This is a genomic window from Xanthomonas sp. GPE 39 (genome assembly GCF_000963005.1).
Lineage (GTDB): Bacteria > Pseudomonadota > Gammaproteobacteria > Xanthomonadales > Xanthomonadaceae > Xanthomonas_A.
In genome coordinates, this window is the sequence record NZ_JZHZ01000007.1 from 1,360,565 (window position 1) to 1,377,694 (window position 17,130).

Annotated in this window: 17 protein-coding genes; 14 read left to right on the forward strand and 3 right to left on the reverse strand. The window is 64.9% G+C overall.

The features are described from left to right. The first annotated feature begins 140 nt into the window (after nt 1-140). On the forward strand, nt 141-1,541 hold the full coding sequence (gene hisS / locus XALGPE39_RS05705) for a histidine--tRNA ligase (RefSeq protein WP_045727348.1): 1,401 nt from the start codon (nt 141-143) through the stop codon (nt 1,539-1,541). A gap of 64 nt (nt 1,542-1,605) precedes the next feature. Here the strand turns inward: hisS and XALGPE39_RS05710 are convergent, their stop codons facing one another. Then, entirely contained in the window at nt 1,606-2,838 is a 1,233-nt protein-coding gene (locus XALGPE39_RS05710) for a hypothetical protein (protein ID WP_235429755.1), read from the reverse strand. A 148-nt stretch (nt 2,839-2,986) separates the two neighbouring features. Here XALGPE39_RS05710 and XALGPE39_RS05715 point away from each other — a divergent pair, with 148 nt between their 5' ends. Genes XALGPE39_RS05715 through hisIE form a run of 9 tightly spaced genes read left to right on the forward strand, consistent with a single transcriptional unit; the run spans nt 2,987 to nt 10,474 of the window. Beyond that, nucleotides 2,987-3,313, forward strand: a complete 327-nt coding sequence (locus XALGPE39_RS05715; RefSeq protein WP_045727349.1) for a YerC/YecD family TrpR-related protein — start codon at nt 2,987-2,989, stop codon at nt 3,311-3,313. A 9-nt stretch (nt 3,314-3,322) separates the two neighbouring features. Further along, a complete protein-coding gene (gene hisG, locus XALGPE39_RS05720) occupies nt 3,323-4,237 on the forward strand; it encodes an ATP phosphoribosyltransferase (protein WP_045727350.1) in 915 nt (304 codons plus the stop codon). After that, complete coding sequence (gene hisD, locus XALGPE39_RS05725; protein ID WP_045727351.1) at nt 4,234-5,529, forward strand: histidinol dehydrogenase; 1,296 nt, start codon at nt 4,234-4,236, stop codon at nt 5,527-5,529. Before hisG ends, hisD begins: the two co-directional genes overlap by 4 nt. Further along, entirely contained in the window at nt 5,526-6,626 is a 1,101-nt protein-coding gene (gene hisC, locus XALGPE39_RS05730; RefSeq protein WP_045727352.1) for a histidinol-phosphate transaminase, read from the forward strand. The genes hisD and hisC overlap by 4 nt, the downstream gene beginning before the upstream one ends. Further along, on the forward strand, nt 6,623-7,696 hold the full coding sequence (hisB, locus tag XALGPE39_RS05735) for a bifunctional histidinol-phosphatase/imidazoleglycerol-phosphate dehydratase HisB (protein ID WP_045729003.1): 1,074 nt from the start codon (nt 6,623-6,625) through the stop codon (nt 7,694-7,696). Before hisC ends, hisB begins: the two co-directional genes overlap by 4 nt. Before the next feature lie 58 nt (nt 7,697-7,754). Then, nucleotides 7,755-8,357: an imidazole glycerol phosphate synthase subunit HisH gene (hisH, locus tag XALGPE39_RS05740; protein WP_045727353.1), complete on the forward strand. Its 603-nt coding sequence runs from the start codon at nt 7,755-7,757 to the stop codon at nt 8,355-8,357. Further along, nucleotides 8,354-9,088: a 1-(5-phosphoribosyl)-5-[(5-phosphoribosylamino)methylideneamino]imidazole-4-carboxamide isomerase gene (gene hisA / locus XALGPE39_RS05745; RefSeq protein WP_045727354.1), complete on the forward strand. Its 735-nt coding sequence runs from the start codon at nt 8,354-8,356 to the stop codon at nt 9,086-9,088. Before hisH ends, hisA begins: the two co-directional genes overlap by 4 nt. After that, nucleotides 9,082-9,858, forward strand: coding sequence for an imidazole glycerol phosphate synthase subunit HisF (gene hisF / locus XALGPE39_RS05750; RefSeq protein WP_045727355.1), 777 nt, complete (start codon nt 9,082-9,084; stop codon nt 9,856-9,858). Before hisA ends, hisF begins: the two co-directional genes overlap by 7 nt. Beyond that, the gene (gene hisIE, locus XALGPE39_RS05755) at nt 9,848-10,474 is read left to right on the forward strand and encodes a bifunctional phosphoribosyl-AMP cyclohydrolase/phosphoribosyl-ATP diphosphatase HisIE (RefSeq protein ID WP_045727356.1); all 627 of its coding nucleotides are present in this window, start codon (nt 9,848-9,850) and stop codon (nt 10,472-10,474) included. The genes hisF and hisIE overlap by 11 nt, the downstream gene beginning before the upstream one ends. A gap of 48 nt (nt 10,475-10,522) precedes the next feature. On the opposite strand, the gene XALGPE39_RS05760 is transcribed toward hisIE, so the two are convergent. Together XALGPE39_RS05760 and miaB are read right to left on the reverse strand one after the other, a co-directional pair. Beyond that, a complete protein-coding gene (locus XALGPE39_RS05760) occupies nt 10,523-11,515 on the reverse strand; it encodes a PhoH family protein (protein WP_045729004.1) in 993 nt (330 codons plus the stop codon). Between the two features lie 111 nt (nt 11,516-11,626). Beyond that, nucleotides 11,627-13,039: a tRNA (N6-isopentenyl adenosine(37)-C2)-methylthiotransferase MiaB gene (miaB, locus tag XALGPE39_RS05765; RefSeq protein ID WP_045727357.1), complete on the reverse strand. Its 1,413-nt coding sequence runs from the start codon at nt 13,037-13,039 to the stop codon at nt 11,627-11,629. A gap of 325 nt (nt 13,040-13,364) precedes the next feature. Between miaB and XALGPE39_RS05770 the strand changes: the two genes are divergently transcribed. The 4 genes from XALGPE39_RS05770 to XALGPE39_RS05785 all read left to right on the forward strand — a co-directional run bounded on the left by XALGPE39_RS05770 (nt 13,365) and on the right by XALGPE39_RS05785 (nt 17,094). Beyond that, on the forward strand, nt 13,365-14,312 hold the full coding sequence (locus tag XALGPE39_RS05770; RefSeq protein ID WP_045727358.1) for a transglycosylase SLT domain-containing protein: 948 nt from the start codon (nt 13,365-13,367) through the stop codon (nt 14,310-14,312). Between the two features lie 147 nt (nt 14,313-14,459). Further along, nucleotides 14,460-15,089: a ubiquinol-cytochrome c reductase iron-sulfur subunit gene (gene petA, locus XALGPE39_RS05775; protein ID WP_045727359.1), complete on the forward strand. Its 630-nt coding sequence runs from the start codon at nt 14,460-14,462 to the stop codon at nt 15,087-15,089. Nucleotides 15,090-15,092: 3 nt separating this feature from the next. Next, nucleotides 15,093-16,355 (forward strand): cytochrome bc complex cytochrome b subunit, encoded by a 1,263-nt coding sequence (locus XALGPE39_RS05780; RefSeq protein WP_045727360.1) that lies wholly within the window; start codon nt 15,093-15,095, stop codon nt 16,353-16,355. Then, nucleotides 16,348-17,094 carry a cytochrome c1 gene (locus XALGPE39_RS05785; protein WP_045727361.1) on the forward strand — a complete coding sequence of 249 codons (747 nt, stop codon included), beginning with the start codon at nt 16,348-16,350 and terminating at the stop codon, nt 17,092-17,094. Before XALGPE39_RS05780 ends, XALGPE39_RS05785 begins: the two co-directional genes overlap by 8 nt. Nucleotides 17,095-17,130: the final 36 nt, after the last annotated feature.

Genomic DNA, 17,130 nt, shown 5'->3' on the forward strand with positions numbered 1-17,130 from the left:
ATGTCCGATTGTCAAGCCATTGCTCATGCGGGCGGCGGTAAGGGCGATCGTGTGCAGTTGAGGCGCCACTGCGGTCGTCCGCGCTCGGTGCGGCTAGAATTGGCGTCCCGCTCGTCGACCCAATTGCAGGAGTTCCGCTCGTGATCAAGCCCCGCACGCCGCCCGGCATCATGGAATTGCTGCCGCGCGAGCAGATCGCGTTCCAGCGCATGCTGGACGTCATCCGCCGCAACTATGAGCGGTTCGGGTTCCTACCGGTGGAGACGCCGGTGTTCGAGTTGTCCGATGTGTTGCTGACCAAGTCCGGTGGCGAGACCGAGCGCCAGGTGTACTTCGTGCAGTCCACCGGTGCGCTGGCCAATGCCGCCGCCGAAGGCGCGGAGGGCGGCATGCCGGAGCTGGCGTTGCGCTTTGATTTGACCGTGCCGCTGGCGCGCTATGTGGCCGAACACGAACACGAACTGAGCTTCCCCTTCCGCCGCTATCAGATGCAGCGCGTCTACCGTGGCGAGCGCGCCCAGCGCGGACGTTTCCGCGAGTTCTACCAGTGCGACATCGACGTGATCGGCAAGGACGCGCTGAGCATCCGCTACGACGCCGAGGTATTGGCGGTGATCCACGCGGTGTTCGCCGAGTTGGGCATCGGCACCTTCGCGGTGCAGTTGAACAATCGCAAGCTGATGCGTGGTTTTTTCGAGAGCCTGGGGGTGGCCGAGGGCGAGCGTCAATTGGCGGTGTTGCGCGAGGTCGACAAGCTGGACAAGCGCGGTGCCGACTACGTGCGGCAGACCCTGACTGGCGAGGGGTTCGGTATTCCGGCTGCGCAGGTCGAGCAGATTCTGCAATTCGTCGCGGTGCGTTCCAATGGTCATGACGATGCGTTGGCGCGGCTGGAAGCGTTGGAGGCACTGGCCGACGCCAGCTCGACCCTGCGCGAGGGGGCGGCCGAGTTGCGCGATGTGCTGACGTTGGTCAAGGCGCTTGGCGTGCCGGAGCGCGCGTATTGCCTGAACTTCTCCATCGCCCGTGGCCTGGACTATTACACCGGCACCGTCTACGAGACCTTGTTGACCGACTACCCGCAGATCGGCTCGATTTGCTCGGGCGGGCGTTACGAGGATCTTGCCAGTCACTACAGCAAGTCCAAGCTACCTGGCGTGGGCATCTCCATCGGCCTGACTCGCTTGTTCTGGCAACTGCGCGAAGCCGGGTTGATCGAAGGCATCGCTTCCAGCAGCGTGCAGGCCATGGTCGCGCTGATGGATGAGGCGATGTTGGCCGATGCGTTGGATATCGCCCGACGTTTGCGCGTGGGTGGGATCAACACCGAAGTGCAGATGGAGCCGAAGAAGGTCGGCAAGCAGTTTCAGTACGCTGCCCGCGCTGGAATCCGCTTCGTGGTGCTGGCGGGCGAGGACGAATTGGCGCGAGGAGTGGTCGCGGTCAAGGACTTGCTGCGCGAGCAGCAGTTCGAGATCGCTCGCGAGGATCTGGCCAGCGCACTGTTGGTGGAGTTGGAGCAGGCCAAAGTCATGGCGTGAGCCACACGCGGGCTGTGCCGTGCGCTGTCGCCGCAGGCGCGGGGCGCGGTGTCGTGTATGCGGACTAGGGGAGTAGTCCGGCGTCTTGCAGCATACGTTTGAGGGCGCGCCGTTGCGCTTGGTCGTCGGCGGGCGAGCCCTTTAATTGTGCTTGCACGCGTCCATCGCGCACCAGGAAAAAAGTCGGCATGGCCCAGGGGTGTGGCAGCAGCGGCCATTCTGCCGCTGCGTAAATCGGATGCAGTGGCATCTGTGGATGGCGCTGGTTCCAGTTGCGTACCAAGCTCATATCCTCCGTACCCGGTGGGTTGCTCAGCCATAGCGCATGGCGGTGGAAGGCCGGGCCGAGTTCGGGGTCGTCGGCGATGGCGCGTGCGGCATCGTCTGAAATGTGGCAGCCGGCGGTAATCAGAATCTGGGGTGTGCGTAGGTCGATGCGTTGCCGCCGCAGGGTCGTGCCGTCGGTATCCAGCGACCAGAGTGTCGGGCCATGTGCGCCGGGGCCCAGTCGGTCGTCGAAGTGCAGCCAGTGCGGCCAGTCGGCGCTGCCACCGTTCGCCAGCAGGCGGCGCGCGTCTTCGGTGCGATGGGCGAGCAGTAGTGCGTTGCCGGCGGCATCCAGTTGTGCTGCGTCGGCCTGGCCGCGATCGCGTAATAGTTCAAGTGTGTGCAGTTGCGCTTGCAGCCCCGCCGGTGTGGGGCGCGCGACGTAGGTCGCGACGATGGCGCGGTACAGCAGGGTGAGCGAGGCGTTGTCCAGTTGTGCCGCAGCGCGACGGTCGAACGCTTCGGGCAGGGCGGCGCGTAGCGATGGCCAGTGATCCTGGCCTTCGGCTTGGCGCTGGCGCAGGAGGTGGTTGTATCCGTTGTAGCGGCGTTCCAGGGCGCTGATTGTGGCGGTGGTGTCTGCGGCGCGTGCGTGTTTCGCCCAGTTGGTCAGGGTGTCTGCATACTGCTCGGCGCCGAACAGGGCGAGCAGTGCGTGCCCTTGTTCGCGGGTGAGTTGCGGTAGATCCTGGGGGTCGAACCCGACCAGGCCGTTGCGGCCGAACACCAGCCCGTCGATGAAGCGCTCGCGTGCGCCAGGGGTGAGTGCGTCCAGGGGTGTGGGTTCGCCCGCATGCGTGCGCAGGTAGGCATCCAGTTGCGCCTGGGAGCGGATCGGGAGCTGGTTCGTCGCCATGCCATTGGCGGTGGCGACGGCCATGGTCGCTGGCGGTGTGGCCGACGGCGTCGCATCCGCGAGTGCGTTCGTCGATAGCAGCAGTGCCAGGTGTGCAAGCAAAAGACGGTGCATGGATATTGCCGTGGTGGCTATCTTGACGATGCTAGTGATTTCAAGATGCCGGCGCCACTGATGGCGGGGCAGTTGCCTGCCGGGAGCGCAGGTCTGCGTGATCGGCCGATGCTTGACGTTTGTGTTAGCACGCTATTACATTAGCGCAATGAAACAGCGTCCCATCCCCGTACCAGGCCGTGACACCGACGCCGCGTTCAAGACGCTGGCGCGCACGCTTGCCCAGCTTGACAAGCCGCAGGACGTCGCCGCGTTCCTGCAGGATCTGTGCACGCCGGCCGAACTGGAGGCGATGGCAGACCGTTGGCGCGTGGTGCCGTTGCTGCTCAAGGGGCTGCCCTACCGCGAAATCCATGAGCTGACCCAAGTCAGCGTGACTACCATCGGTCGCGTTGCGCGGACCCTCGAATACGGCGCTGGCGGCTATGCCGTCGCGCTACGCCGGCAGACGCCGCGCCCTTCCGCTTCCCACTGAGATGCCCTGATGAGTGCTTCCCTGGCAGCGCCGGCACGCGACCGGCTGCGTATTGCGATCCAGAAAAGCGGCCGCCTGGCCGAGCCGGCACGCGCGGTACTGGCCGCTTGCGGACTGAGCTGGCGCGAGAGTCGCGACAAGTTGTTCTGCTACGGCGAGTCGTTGCCGGTGGATCTGCTGCTGGTGCGCGACGACGATATTCCCGGACTGATCGCCGATGGCGTGTGCGACTTCGGCATTGTCGGTCGCAACGAATTGGACGAGCAGGCCGGCGAACGCCGCCGCAATGGTCTGCCCGAGGCCTACCGTGCGTTGCGCGGGCTGCACTTCGGCCAATGCCGGCTGATGCTGGCGGTGCCGGAGCAGTGGGAATGGAGCGGCCCGCAGCAGGTGCAGGGCAAGCGGATCGCCACTAGCTATCCGGCGGTGCTGGCCGATTGGCTGGAGGCGCGCGGCATCGAGGCGCACGTGGTGGAACTATCCGGCTCGGTGGAGATCGCGCCGCGCCTGGGTACGGCCGATCTGATCTGCGATTTGGTGTCTAGCGGCGCAACCCTGGCCGCCAATCAGCTCAAGCCGGTGGAAACCTTGCTGGACAGCGAGGCGGTGCTGGCCGGGCCGGTGCGCGAGCCGGCCGACGCCCGTGCCGGGCTGGCGGCGATGTTGCTGCGTCGGCTCGACGGCGTCCTCAAGTTGCGCGATAGCAAATTGCTGATGTTCCGTGCCGCGCGCGACCGGGTGGCCGACCTGACCCGGCTGCTGCCGGATGCCGACCCGTTGGTGCAGTTGCCCGGCGATGTGGATGGGCCATTGCAGTTGCAGACGATGTGTCACGGCGCGATTACCTGGCAGCGTATGGAGGAATTGGAGCGTGCCGGTGCGCAGGGGTTGATGGTGTTGAAGGTGGAGCGCTCGCTGGCATGAACCGATTGGAGTGGAATGCACTCGACGCGCATGGCCGCACGCAGGCGTTGACCCGGCCGGTGCAGGCCGTCGCCGCGCAGACACGCGCGACGGTGGCGCAATTGCTCGAACAGGTACGCGCGCATGGCGATGCGGCGTTGCGGGAAATCACCGCGCGTTTGGATGGGGTGGTGTTGCATCAGTTCGAGGTCGGCGCCGACGAATTCGTCGCGGCCGAGGCGGCGGTACCCGCTGCGTTACGCGAGGCGATGCTGCAGGCGGCGACGCGCATCACCGCCTTTCACCGCGCTGGCGTAGCCCAGCCCTATGCCGTGGAGACCGCGCCAGGGGTCGTCTGCGAGCGGGTGGTGCGGCCGATTGGTCGGGTCGGCCTGTATGTGCCGGCCGGCAGCGCGCCATTGCCGTCCACGGCGTTGATGTTGTGCGTGCCGGCGGCGTTGGCCGGTTGCCGCGAGGTGGTGCTGTGCACGCCGCCGCGCGCCGATGGCTCGGCGGATCCGGCGGTGTTGGTCGCCGCGCGCCTGAGCGGAGTGGACCGCGTGTTCAAGCTCGGCGGCGCGCAGGCCATTGCCGCGATGGGCTTCGGCACGGCGTCGGTGCCGTCGTGCGACAAGCTGTTCGGCCCCGGCAACAGCTACGTCACCGAGGCCAAGCGGCAGGTGGCGCAGGCCGGCGCGGCGGCGATCGACATGCCGGCCGGCCCGTCCGAGGTGCTGGTGATCGCCGATGCCGGTGCCGATCCGGCGTTCGTCGCCGCCGATCTGTTGTCGCAGGCCGAACACGGTGCCGATTCGCAGGTCGTGCTGTTGTCCGACAGTGCCGCGCTGATCGATGCGGTGGAGAACGAACTGGAGCGGCAATTGGCGACGCTGCCGCGCGCGGCGATTGCCCGCCAAGCGCTGGCCGCGTCGCGGCTGATCCAGGTCGATACGCTCGAAGATGCCTTCGCGATCAGCAATCGCTATGCGCCCGAGCACCTGATTCTGGCGCTGCGCACACCGCGCGATTGGTTGGAGCGGGTCGAAGTGGCCGGCTCGGTGTTCCTTGGCGACTACACCCCCGAGGCGCTGGGCGACTACTGCAGCGGTACCAATCATGTGCTGCCGACCAGCGGCGCGGCGCGTGCTTATAGCGGAGTCAGCGTCGCTAGTTTTCAGAATTTCGTCAGTGTGCAGAGCGCCAGTCAGGCCGGTATCGCCGCCATTGGTGACTGCGCGGTGCTGATGGCGCGTGCCGAAGGCCTGGACGCGCATGCCAATGCGGTGGCGTTACGCATGGAGAAGGCGGGATGAGCGCTTCCACCGATTCCGCCGCGCTGCTGACACTGGTGCGCGCAGATCTGCGTGACTTCGCGGGCTATTCCTCGGCACGCAGCAGCGCAGTGCATGGCGATGTGTGGCTCAACGCCAATGAGTCGGCCTGGGCCAACCTGGCCGACCGCGATGCCGACAACCGCCGTTATCCTGACCCGCAGCCGCCGCAGTTGCGCGCCGCGCTGGCCGCGCTGTACGGCTGTGCGCCGGAGCAATTGCTGCTCGGTCGCGGTAGCGACGAGGCGATCGACTTGCTGCTGCGTGCGCTATGCGAGCCGGGTCGCGACGCGATTGTCATCACGCCGCCCGTGTTCGGCATGTATGCGGTATGCGCCCGCATGCAGAATGCGCGGGTGGTCGAGGTGCCGCTGTGCGATACAGCGGATGGATTGTGTGTTGATCTCGATGCGGTGGTGGATGCGGCACTGAGTCAGAGAGTCAAGTTGGTGTTCTTGTGTTCGCCAGGCAATCCGGGTGGCGCGGCCATCGCGCTGGCCGACATCGCCCGTGCCGCGCAACGCTTGCAGGATCGTGCCTTACTGGTGGTTGACGAAGCCTACGGTGAGTTTTCCGATCAGCCATCGGCGACCACGTTGTTGGCGCATCAGCCGAATGTGGCGGTGTTGCGGACCTTGTCCAAGGCGCACGCGCTGGCGGCGGCGCGGATCGGCTGCGTGATCGCCGATCCAGCGCTGATCGCGGTGCTGCGGCGTTGTCAGGCGCCGTATCCGATCCCGGCGCCGTGCCTGCACCTGGCGCTGGCCGCGTTGCAGCCCGAGCCGCTGCGGCAGACCGCGCTGCGCGTGGCCGAGGTGCGGCAGGAGCGCGCACGCATGCAGACCGCGCTAGCCGCGCTGCCGGGGGTACGTCGGGTCTATCCGTCGCAGGGGAATTTCCTGCTGTTGCGTTTGGACGATGCAGAAGGTGCGTTTCAGGCATTGTTGGAGGCCGGCGTGGTGGTGCGCGATCAGCGCGGCGCGGTCGGGTTGGGCGATGCCTTGCGTATTACCCTCGGCACGCCGGAACAGAATCTGCGCGTCCTCGATGCCTTGCGGGCGTGGAGGGCAGCGGCATGACCCCGATCCTGTTCGTGGACCGCGACGGTACGCTGATCGAGGAGCCGGCCGATTTCCAGATCGACGCCTACGAGAAGCTGCGCTTCGTGCAGGGCGTGATCCCGGCGCTACTGAAGCTGCGCGACGCTGGCTATCAGTTCGTCATCGTCACCAATCAGGATGGCTTGGGCAGCGCGACATATCCGCAGGCCGCGTTCGATGGCCCGAACGACTTGATGCTGCAGATCTTCGCCAGCCAGGGTATTGCATTTCGAGAGGTGTTGATCGACCGCAGTTGGCCGGCTGACAACGCGCCCACGCGCAAGCCCGGCATCGGCTTGATGCTGCCGTATTTGCAGGATCGCAGCATCGATTGGGCACGCTCGGCGATGGTCGGCGACCGCGTGACCGATATCCAGTTCGCGGAAAATCTGCGGATTCGTGGCTTTCAGTTGCGCACAGCGCAATTTGGCGGCGATTGGGATTGGGCCGGCATCGCCCACGCATTGGCCGACGCGCCGCGCCGTGCCACAGTGCAGCGCGACACCAAAGAAACCCAGATCGCGGTGGCGCTGGATCTGGACTTGGTGCGCGATCCGCACTGTGCCACCGGCCTGCCGTTTTTCGACCATATGCTCGAACAGATCGGCAAGCACGGCGGCTTCGCTCTGGACGTGATTGCCAAGGGCGACCTGCACATCGACGAACACCACACCATCGAGGACACCGGTCTGGCGCTGGGGCAAGCCTTGCGCCAGGCATTGGGTGACAAGCGTGGCATCGGTCGCTATGGCTTCACTTTGCCGATGGACGAAACCTTGGCCAGCGCCGCACTGGACTTCAGCGGGCGTCCTTATTTCGTGTTCGAAGGTGAATTCAAGCGCGAGCGGGTCGGCGACATGCCCACCGAGCTGGTGCCGCATTTCTTCCGCTCGCTGTGCGATGCGGCAGGTTTGAATCTGCATCTGAGCGTGCGTGGCGACAACGATCATCACAAGGTAGAGGCGTGCTTCAAGGCCCTGGCGCGTGCGCTGCGCCAAGCCGTGCGCCGCGATGGCGCGGCGCTGCCCTCGACCAAGGGCGTGCTGTGAGCGCGCGTGTGACGTCAGTGCGGCGCAACCCGCGCGGCACGCGGGCGAGGACAAAGCGATGAGCGCGGTGGCCTTGATCGACGCGGGCGGCGCCAACCTCGGCTCGGTGCGTTATGCGTTGGAGCGGCTGGGTGTGGAGCCGCAACTGGTGCGCGATGCGGCGGGTCTGCAGGGCGCGGAGCGGGTGATCCTGCCCGGAGTCGGCGCCGCGCCGCAGGCGATGGAACGGCTACGCGCGCAGGGCTTGATCGAACCGCTGCGCATGCTGCAGGTGCCGTTGCTCGGTATCTGTCTGGGCATGCAGTTGCTGTTCGAACATTCGGAAGAGGGCGAAGTCGATTGTCTGGGCGTACTCGCTGGCGTGGTCCGGCGCATGCCGCCGGCGCCGGGTATCCGGGTGCCGCACATGGGCTGGAACTGCTTACTGCCGCTGGGGCCATCGCCGCTGCTGGAGGGCCTTCCGGCTCGGGCCAGCGCTTATTTCGTGCATGGTTATGCGGCGCCGGTCACTGCCGACACGGTGGCCGCCTGCGACCATGGCGGCCTGTTCAGCGCGGTAGTGCAACACGGGCGTCGTTGTGGCGCGCAGTTTCATCCCGAGCGTTCTGCTGACACCGGCGCACGTATCCTGCGCAATTTTCTTGAGACTGATTTCCCATGAGCTTCCTCGTCTATCCCGCGCTGGATATCCGCGATGGCCGCGTGGTGCGGCTTGCGCAGGGCGACTATGCCCGCGAGACCCACTATGGCGATGATCCACTGCGCCGCGCCAAGGCGTATGCCGACGCTGGCGCGCAGTGGCTGCATCTGGTCGATCTGGATGCGGCGCGCGCCGGTGGTTACACCCTCGCGCCGTTATTGGAGCGCATCCGCGCCCAGACCGGGTTACAGGTGCAGACCGGCGGTGGCGTGCGCTCGCGTGCCGACGTGCAGCACATGCTCGATGCCGGCGCCACCCGCGTGGTGATCGGCTCGCTGGCGGTGCGCGACCGCGAGTCGGTGCTGGAATGGCTGGCCGAGTTCGGGCCCTCGCGCATCACCGTGGCGCTGGACACGCGGCAGGATGCAAAAAAAGTATGGCGATTGCCGGTGCTCGGCTGGACCGAGACCTCCTCGCTCACCTTAGATGCGTTGGCGAGCGAGTACGCGGCTGCTGGCTTGGCTCATCTGCTTTGCACCGACATCGCCCGCGACGGCATGCTGTCCGGGCCGAATTTGGAGCTGTATGCGCACTTGCGTCAGATCGCGCCGGACGTGGCCGTGCAGGCCTCCGGCGGCGTCCGCAATGCCGCCGATGTGCGCGCAACCCGCGAGATCGGCTGTGCCGGTGTGGTGCTGGGCAAATCGTTGCTGGAGGGGCGCTTGCGCTTGGATGAGGCGTTGGCATGCTGAGCCGGCGCATCATTCCGTGCCTGGACGTGCGCGAGGGTCGTGTCGTCAAGGGGGTCAAATTTCGCGATCACGTAGACATGGGCGATATCGCAGAACTCGCATTGCGCTATCGCGACCAGGGTGCCGACGAATTGGTCTTCTATGACATCGGCGCCAGCCCGGAAGGACGCTCGGTGGATTACGCCTGGGTCGAGCGTGTGGCGCGGCTGTTGGACATTCCGTTCTGCGTCGCCGGTGGCATCCGCGATGTCGCCACGGCGCGGGCGGTGCTGCATGCCGGCGCCGACAAGATTTCGATCAATTCGCCAGCGCTGGAACGCCCCGCGCTGATCGCCGAATTGGCCGATGCGTTTGGCGTGCAGTGCGTGGTGGTCGGCATCGATTCGATTCGCGAGGACGATGGCCAGTGGCGGGTGCGCCGTTTCACTGGCGATCCCGACAAGACCCAGGCGCTGCGCATGCGCACGCTGGACTGGGTGGTCGAAGCGCAGCGGCTGGGCGCTGGCGAGATTGTGCTCAATTGCATGGACAACGATGGCGTGCGTCGCGGCTACGACATCGCGCAGTTGTACGAGGTGCGCGCACTGTGCAAGGTGCCGTTGGTCGCTTCCGGTGGTGCTGGGCAGATGCAGCACTTCGCCGAGGTGTTCGAGCGCGCCGACGTGGATGCCGCGCTGGCCGCCAGCGTGTTCCACAGCGGCGCCATTCCCATTCCCGAACTCAAGCGCTTCCTGCGCGAACGTCAAATCGAGGTGCGCGATGGCGCATGAACATACGCAACAAACAGCCGTCGTCGACGACGCGGCGCTGGATTGGAACAAGAGCGACGGCCTGCTGCCGGTGGTGGTACAGGACGCGGCCACCCTGCGCGTGCTGATGCTGGGCTACATGAACCAGGAGGCGCTGGCGGTGACCCGCCGCAGCGGCTTGGTCACCTTTTACAGTCGCAGCAAGCAGCGGTTGTGGACCAAGGGCGAAGGTTCCGGCCACACGCTGGAGCTGGTCGCGGTCGATACCGACTGCGATTACGACACGCTGCTGGTGCTGGCGCATCCGCGTGGGCCGACCTGTCATCTTGGCCGCACCAGTTGCTTCCCGCAGGCACCAGGGCAATTCCTGGGCGCGCTGGATCGGCTGGTCGCGCAGCGCGAGAGCGAGCGGCCGCCTGGCAGTTACACCACCACGCTGTTCGAGCAGGGCACCCGGCGCATCGCGCAGAAGGTCGGCGAGGAAGGCGTGGAGACTGCACTGGCCGGCGTGGCGCAGGGCGATGCCGAGTTACTCGGTGAATCGGCCGATCTGCTGTATCACCTGACCGTGTTGCTGCGCGCACGCGGTCTGGCGCTTGCCGACGCGGTCGCGGTGCTGGAGGCGCGGCACCGCTGAGGTAGGTCGTCGCTTTTTAGTCCCTGCCAGCCGCTTGCAAATGCCGGCTTATGGGGAAGCCGTGCCGTTGGCGTGATCGCCGACGTCGCGCTTTTCGTAGGCGTTGACGATGCGCGCGACCAGCGGATGCCTGACCACGTCGCGCGCCTCGAAAAAGGTGAACCCGACTCCGTCCACTTGGTCCAGCACTTCGATCGCATCGCGCAGGCCGGACTTGACGTGCTTGGGCAGGTCGATCTGGGTCAGATCGCCGGTAATCACGGCGGTGCTGCCGAAGCCAAGACGGGTCAGGAACATCTTCATCTGTTCGATGGTGGTGTTTTGCGCCTCGTCCAAAATGACGTAGGCGTCGTTGAGCGTGCGTCCGCGCATGTAGGCCAGCGGTGCGATCTCGATGACGTTCTTTTCCAGCAACTTCACGACCTTGTCCACGCCGAGCATTTCGTATAGCGCGTCGTAAAGCGGGCGCAGATACGGATCCACTTTCTGGCTCAGGTCGCCGGGTAGGAAGCCGAGCTTCTCGCCGGCCTCCACTGCCGGACGCACCAAGATCAAGCGCTGCACGCGCGACTCGTTCAATGCTTCCACCGCGCTGGCGACGGCCAGGAAGGTCTTGCCGGTGCCGGCCGGGCCGATGCCGAAATTGATGTCGTGGGTGGCGATCTGGTGCAGGTATTTGGCCTGGTTGGCGCCACGACCGCGCACCATGCCGCGCTTGACCTTGATCGCCACGTCCTGCGGTTGATAGGCGCGCTGGGCGATCTGATCGACGTTGGCCTGGTTCAGGCGCAGATGAATCTGCTGGTCGTCGAACATCACGCTGTCGGCCTCGGCGTAGAGTGCCTGCAGCAATTGTTCGGCGGAAGCCACCGCCGTTTCCGGACCGCTCACCCGGTAGACGTTGCCACGGTTGGAAATCTCCACGCCCAGGCGCAGTTCGATCTGCCGCAGATGTGCATCGAAAGGCCCGGCCAGGTTGGCCAGCCGCTCGCTGTCGGCGGGGTCCAGGGTGAAGTCGCGGTATGCGGATGGTGTGGTCATTGCGATATTGAGGCGGCAGCGCATGCGCTGTGCGCGTTGTTCGTTGCCTGGGAGTCAAGCCTAACGCGCACGGTCATCAAGGACCAGCGCATGTGGCGGCTTTGCGAGCGTTCAATCGATGTCTGCGACCACGCGTCCGCGCAGCGAGTTGCTCAGCGCTTCGGTGATCGTCACCTCGACGAATTGCCCAATCAGACGCGGATGTCCTGGAAAATTCACCGAGCGCATGTTTTCGGTCTTGCCGGTCAGTTCGGCCGGGTTCTTTTTCGATGGGCCTTCGACCAGCACCGTCTGCACGCTGCCGATCATGCTGCGCGAAATCTGCTGCGCGTGGGCGGTGATGTGCGCCTGCAGCCGCGCCAGCCGCGCATGCTTGACTGCTTCGGGAGTGTCGTCTTGCAGGTCGGCGGCGGGTGTGCCCGGACGTCGCGAATAGATAAAGGAAAAGCTCTGGTCGAAGCCGACGTCTTCGATCAGTTTCATGGTCTTGTCGAAATCGGCGTCGGTCTCGCCGGGGAAGCCGACGATGAAGTCCGAGCTGATGGCGATGTCCGGACGCACCTGGCGCAATTTGCGGATCTTCTGCTTGAATTCCAGTGCGGTGTAGCCGCGCTTCATCGCACTGAGGATACGGTCGCTGCCGGCTTGCACCGGCAAGTGCAGATAGTTGGCCAGTTGCGGCACGTCGCGGTAGGCGTCCACCAGCGAGTCGCTGAACTCCAACGGGTGCGAGGTGGTGAAGCGGATGCGACCGATGCCTTCGATCTGCGCGATGCTGCGGATCAGCAGGCCAAGATCGGCGTGTTGCGGCTCTTCGCCGGCGTCGGCGTCGGCATATGGGCCGCGGTAGGCGTTGACGTTTTGGCCGAGCAGGTTGATTTCGCGCACGCCTTGCGCGGCCAGTTGCGCCACTTCCACCAGCACGTCTTCGAACGGCCGGCTGATCTCCTCGCCGCGGGTGTAGGGCACCACGCAGAACGAGCAATATTTGGAGCAGCCTTCCATGATCGACACAAATGCCGACGGCCCTTCGGCGCGCGGCTCGGGTAGCCGGTCGAACTTCTCGACCTCGGGAAAGCTGATGTCCACCTGCGATTGCCCGGAGGCGCGTCGAGCGCGGATCAGTTCGGGCAGCCGATGCAGGGTCTGCGGGCCGAACACCAGGTCCACGTAGGGCGCGCGCTTGACGATCGCTTCGCCCTCCTGCGACGCCACGCACCCACCCACACCGATGATTACCTGTTTGCCGCCGGCCTTCAGTGCCTTCCAGCGGCCGAGCTGGCTGAACACCTTTTCCTGCGCCTTCTCGCGGATCGAGCAGGTGTTGACCAGGACCACGTCGGCTTCTTCGGGGTTATCGGTCAGCTCTAGCCCTTCGGCGGCGGCGAGTACGTCGGCCATCTTGGCCGAGTCGTACTCGTTCATCTGGCAACCGTGGGTCTTGATGTACAGCTTGCCGCGCGCTGGCGACGGCGAGGCGGGGGTGCCGGTGGAGGGCAGGGGATGCAGGACAGTCCCGGGCATGGCGCTGAATCCAGGCGGGTGGAAAGGTAGCCGACTAGTTTACCTGCCTCAGCGCATCTGCGCAGGCGCTCGGTGGGTTGCTCCGTGCGCCCCACGTGTCCGTGTACTGGTTGCAGTCTGCCGGATGCTTAAACGTTGCATATTCGGGCGCGGAAGTGGGGTCGAGCGGGGGGCGGCACCAAGCTCCGGCGCTCCCAGGATAAAACCACGGCTGCGGTCTCAGGCGCTGGTGGGCGTGGCTCAGTCGGCGGGGGATGGGAGGGATCTCATCTCGGCCCAGTCGTGCGGACTTGGCAATCGGCGGGGAAGTTGGGACACTGCCGTTATGAAGGGGATGCTGTGGCTTCTGGTGCTTGTCATCGCCACGCTGTCGGCTGCGCCGGCCAGTGCGGGTACCGTATACAAGTGCATCGGTGGCGACGGTGTCACCAGCTACGGTAATAAGCGCGTGTCCGGTGGCGATTGCAGTGTGATCGATCACTATATGCCCGAACGCCGTGCTGCGCATGTCGCGTCGGTCCCAGCCAAGGTGGTCGCCGAGCGCCCGCCCGCCCATCGTGTCGTCGCCTTGGCGGCTCCGTCGGTCGGCGTCCAAGCCCCCCAAGCTAACGCCTCGGTTGCCGCGCCAGCGTCAGCCACGTCCACGATGGTTCCGACGCGTGCGGCTTCGGTCGCTGGTGCTCTACCGCGTCGGCTGGTCAGCGGTCAGCTTTACTCTTACATGCAAGATGGCGTGCGCCATTACACCAGCGCGCGGCCAACCCAGCTCGCCAGTCTCGGGACGGTGCGCACGATCCACTACAGCTTCATGGAGACCTGCTACGCCTGCGCCAATGCCGGGGTGAACTTCGGCGCGGTGCGCCTGAACACGACCGCCTACCAGAGCGAGATCGCCGCTGCCGCGCGCGAATATGGCGTCGAGGAGGCGGTGGTGCGTGCCATCATTCATGCCGAATCGGCCTACAACCCCATGGCGCTCAGTCGCGCCGGCGCGCAGGGTCTGATGCAGTTGATGCCGATGACGGCACGTCGTTTCGGGGTGGGCGATGCGTTCGATGCGGCGCAAAACATCCGTGGCGGTGTGCAATATCTGGCGTGGTTGTTGAAGCGTTTCAACGGCAACCTGAGCTTGGCCGCGGCCGGCTATAACGCCGGCGAGGGCGCGGTAGACAAACACGGCGGTGTGCCGCCGTATAGTGAGACGCAGCTCTATGTACAGCGGGTCGGCGTGCTCGCCGAACGCTACCGTGGCGCGGGTTCGCCCGCGCATTGACCCTGTAGACACCCATGGCGGGCGGGGAGGCCGGCTGCATTGTCGGCGGATTAAGGGTTCCGCTACACTGCGGTGAATTCGATGCAACTCGATCCCCACCGAGTTGCTGGCAGCCTCACGCTACCCAATCACAGATCGGAGTGCCGAATGGCCAACGATGGGGTTAACGATTCGGTTAATACAGGGCGTCGTCGCTTCCTCACCGCCACCACCGCCGTCGTGGGCGCGTTTGGTGCGGGATGCGTCGCGGTTCCTTTCATCAAATCCTGGGAGCCGAGTGCCAAGGCCAAGCTGGCCGGGGCACCGATCACGGCCGACATCAGCGCGTTGCAGGAGGGCCAGCGGCTGATCCTGGAATGGCGCGGTCAGCCGATCTGGATCGTCAAGCGCTCCAAGGCGATGCTCGACGCGCTGCCATCCCTGGATGGCCGGCTCAAAGATCCAAAGTGCCAGAACAAGGATCAGCAGCCCGATTACGTGCTGAAAAACCCCGACTACCGCTCGATCAAACCGGATATCTCGGTATTGGTCGGCCTGTGTACCCACCTGGGCTGCTCGCCGGAGATGGTCGCCGAGATTCGCCCCGAGCCTTACGATCCAGACTGGAAGGGTGGCTATTTCTGCCCTTGCCACAAGTCGCGTTTCGACATGTCCGGGCGCGTGTTCCAGGGTGTGCCGGCGCCGATCAACCTATTGGTGCCGCCGCACCATTACCAGGACGACAACACGCTGGTCATCGGTGTGGACCCGAGTGCGTCCGCGAAAGGAGGGGCGTAAGTCATGAGCGACAATCTCCTCACTCGCACTGCGGGCAGCGTCTTCGATTGGGTCAACGAGCGCGCCCCTGGGCTGATGCCGTTCTACCGCAAGCACATCGCCGAGTACTACGCGCCGAAAAATTTCAACCTCTGGTATTACTTCGGTTCGCTGGCGTTGGTGGTGCTGGTGAATCAGATCGTCACCGGCATTTTCCTGACGATGCACTACAAGACCAGCGCGGCCGAGGCGTTCAACTCGGTCGAGTACATCATGCGTGACGTGGATTGGGGCTGGCTGATCCGCTACATGCACTCCACCGGTGCTTCGCTGTTCTTCATCGTGGTCTATCTGCACATGTTCCGCGGGCTGATGTACGGCAGCTACAAGAAGCCGCGCGAACTGGTCTGGATACTGGGCATGCTGATCTACCTGGTGCTGATGGCCGAAGCTTTTATGGGCTACGTGCTGCCCTGGGGGCAGATGTCGTTCTGGGGTGCCAAGGTCATCATCTCGCTGTTCGGCGCGATCCCGGTGATCGGCAACGGCTTGACCGAGTGGATCATGGGTGACTATCTGCCGTCGGACGCCACCCTCAACCGGTTCTTCGCCCTGCACGTGATCGCGCTGCCGCTGGTGCTATTGCTGATGGTGGTGCTGCACCTGGGGGCGCTGCACGAAGTCGGCTCCAACAACCCCGATGGGGTGGAGATCAAGAAAGGGCCCAAGGGCAACCGTTGGGATCCGAACAAGCCGGCCGACGGTATCCCGTTCCACCCGTACTACACGGTCAAGGACATGGTCGGGGTCGGTTTCCTGCTCATGATCGGCGCCTTCATCATTTTCTTCGCTCCGGCTTTTGGCGGGTTGTTCCTGGAGCACGACAACTTCACCGAGGCCAACCGCCTGGTCACGCCGGAGCACATCAAGCCGGTCTGGTACTACACCCCGTACTACGCGATGTTGCGGGTGGTGCCGAACAAGCTGGGCGGCGTGTTGGTGATGTTCTCGGCGATTGCGATCCTGTTCCTGGTGCCGTGGCTGGATCGGGCCAAGGTCAAGTCGATTCGCTACCGTGGCTGGATCTCGCGGGTGATGCTGGCGGTGCTGGCGGTGTGTTTCGTGTGGTTGGGGGTGATCGGCTCCGGTCCCGGCACCGAGATCATCGAGACCTACATCGGCCGTGTGCTGACGCTGCTGTATTTCCTTTTCTTCCTGACCATGCCGATCTGGACCACGCTGGATCGCACCAAGCCGGTGCCGGAGCGGGTGAGCAGCCATGACTAAGCGCCTGATCGCTTTCTTCACCTGCCTCGCTTGCATGTGCGTGCTGTCCGCCTCTGCCTTGGCCGGCGAGGGGGGCGCCACCTTGCAGGCGGGTAACGATCTTGGCGACCGCGCTTCGCTGCAGCGTGGCGCCAAGATGTTCATGAACTATTGTTCCGGGTGCCACTCGCTGAAGTACCTGCGTTACTCGCGCATGGCCGAGGACCTGGGCCTGAGCGAAGATGAGGTGATGCACAATCTCAACTTCACCGGGGCCAAGGTTGGCGAACACATCGAGGCTGCGATGCCGCACGAGGGGGCGGCCAAGTGGTTCGGCAAGGCACCTCCGGATCTGAGTCTCATTGCCCGTGTGCGTGGCACCGACTGGGTCTATACCTATCTCAAGTCGTTCTACCTGGACCAGTCCCGCCCACTGGGCTGGAACAACAGCCTGTTCGCCAACGCCTCCATGCCCAATCCGCTGTGGGAGCTACAAGGCTTGCAGCAGCCGGTTTACGGCAAGGCCTCGCAGCCGGGTGTAGACAAACCGGTGGAGCGCCTGCAACTGGCGTCCCCGGGCAAACAGACCCCCGCCGAGTTCGACCAGACCGTGCGTGACATCAGCAACTTCCTCGAATACGCTGGCGAGCCTGCAGCGCTGAAACGGCAGCGTCTGGGCGTGTGGGTGGTCCTGTTCCTGGCCTTGCTCACCTTCCTGGCCTATTTGCTGAAGAAGGAATACTGGAAGGACGTGCATTGAGCGCTTTCGATGCCGTCTACACGCCTGCTGCACCGT

Coding starts and splice junctions, on each gene's coding strand:
- XALGPE39_RS05785 (WP_045727361.1), top strand. CDS start 16,348: ATGACTAAGCGCCTGATCGCTTTCTTCACCTGCCTCGCTTGCATGTGC.
- XALGPE39_RS05760 (WP_045729004.1), bottom strand. CDS start 11,515: ATGACCACACCATCCGCATACCGCGACTTCACCCTGGACCCCGCCGAC.
- XALGPE39_RS05715 (WP_045727349.1), top strand. CDS start 2,987: ATGAAACAGCGTCCCATCCCCGTACCAGGCCGTGACACCGACGCCGCG.
- petA (WP_045727359.1), top strand. CDS start 14,460: ATGGCCAACGATGGGGTTAACGATTCGGTTAATACAGGGCGTCGTCGC.
- XALGPE39_RS05770 (WP_045727358.1), top strand. CDS start 13,365: ATGAAGGGGATGCTGTGGCTTCTGGTGCTTGTCATCGCCACGCTGTCG.
- hisD (WP_045727351.1), top strand. CDS start 4,234: ATGAACCGATTGGAGTGGAATGCACTCGACGCGCATGGCCGCACGCAG.
- hisA (WP_045727354.1), top strand. CDS start 8,354: ATGAGCTTCCTCGTCTATCCCGCGCTGGATATCCGCGATGGCCGCGTG.
- hisG (WP_045727350.1), top strand. CDS start 3,323: ATGAGTGCTTCCCTGGCAGCGCCGGCACGCGACCGGCTGCGTATTGCG.
- hisH (WP_045727353.1), top strand. CDS start 7,755: ATGAGCGCGGTGGCCTTGATCGACGCGGGCGGCGCCAACCTCGGCTCG.
- XALGPE39_RS05710 (WP_235429755.1), bottom strand. CDS start 2,838: ATGCACCGTCTTTTGCTTGCACACCTGGCACTGCTGCTATCGACGAAC.
- XALGPE39_RS05780 (WP_045727360.1), top strand. CDS start 15,093: ATGAGCGACAATCTCCTCACTCGCACTGCGGGCAGCGTCTTCGATTGG.
- hisC (WP_045727352.1), top strand. CDS start 5,526: ATGAGCGCTTCCACCGATTCCGCCGCGCTGCTGACACTGGTGCGCGCA.
- hisF (WP_045727355.1), top strand. CDS start 9,082: ATGCTGAGCCGGCGCATCATTCCGTGCCTGGACGTGCGCGAGGGTCGT.
- miaB (WP_045727357.1), bottom strand. CDS start 13,039: ATGCCCGGGACTGTCCTGCATCCCCTGCCCTCCACCGGCACCCCCGCC.
- hisIE (WP_045727356.1), top strand. CDS start 9,848: ATGGCGCATGAACATACGCAACAAACAGCCGTCGTCGACGACGCGGCG.
- hisB (WP_045729003.1), top strand. CDS start 6,623: ATGACCCCGATCCTGTTCGTGGACCGCGACGGTACGCTGATCGAGGAG.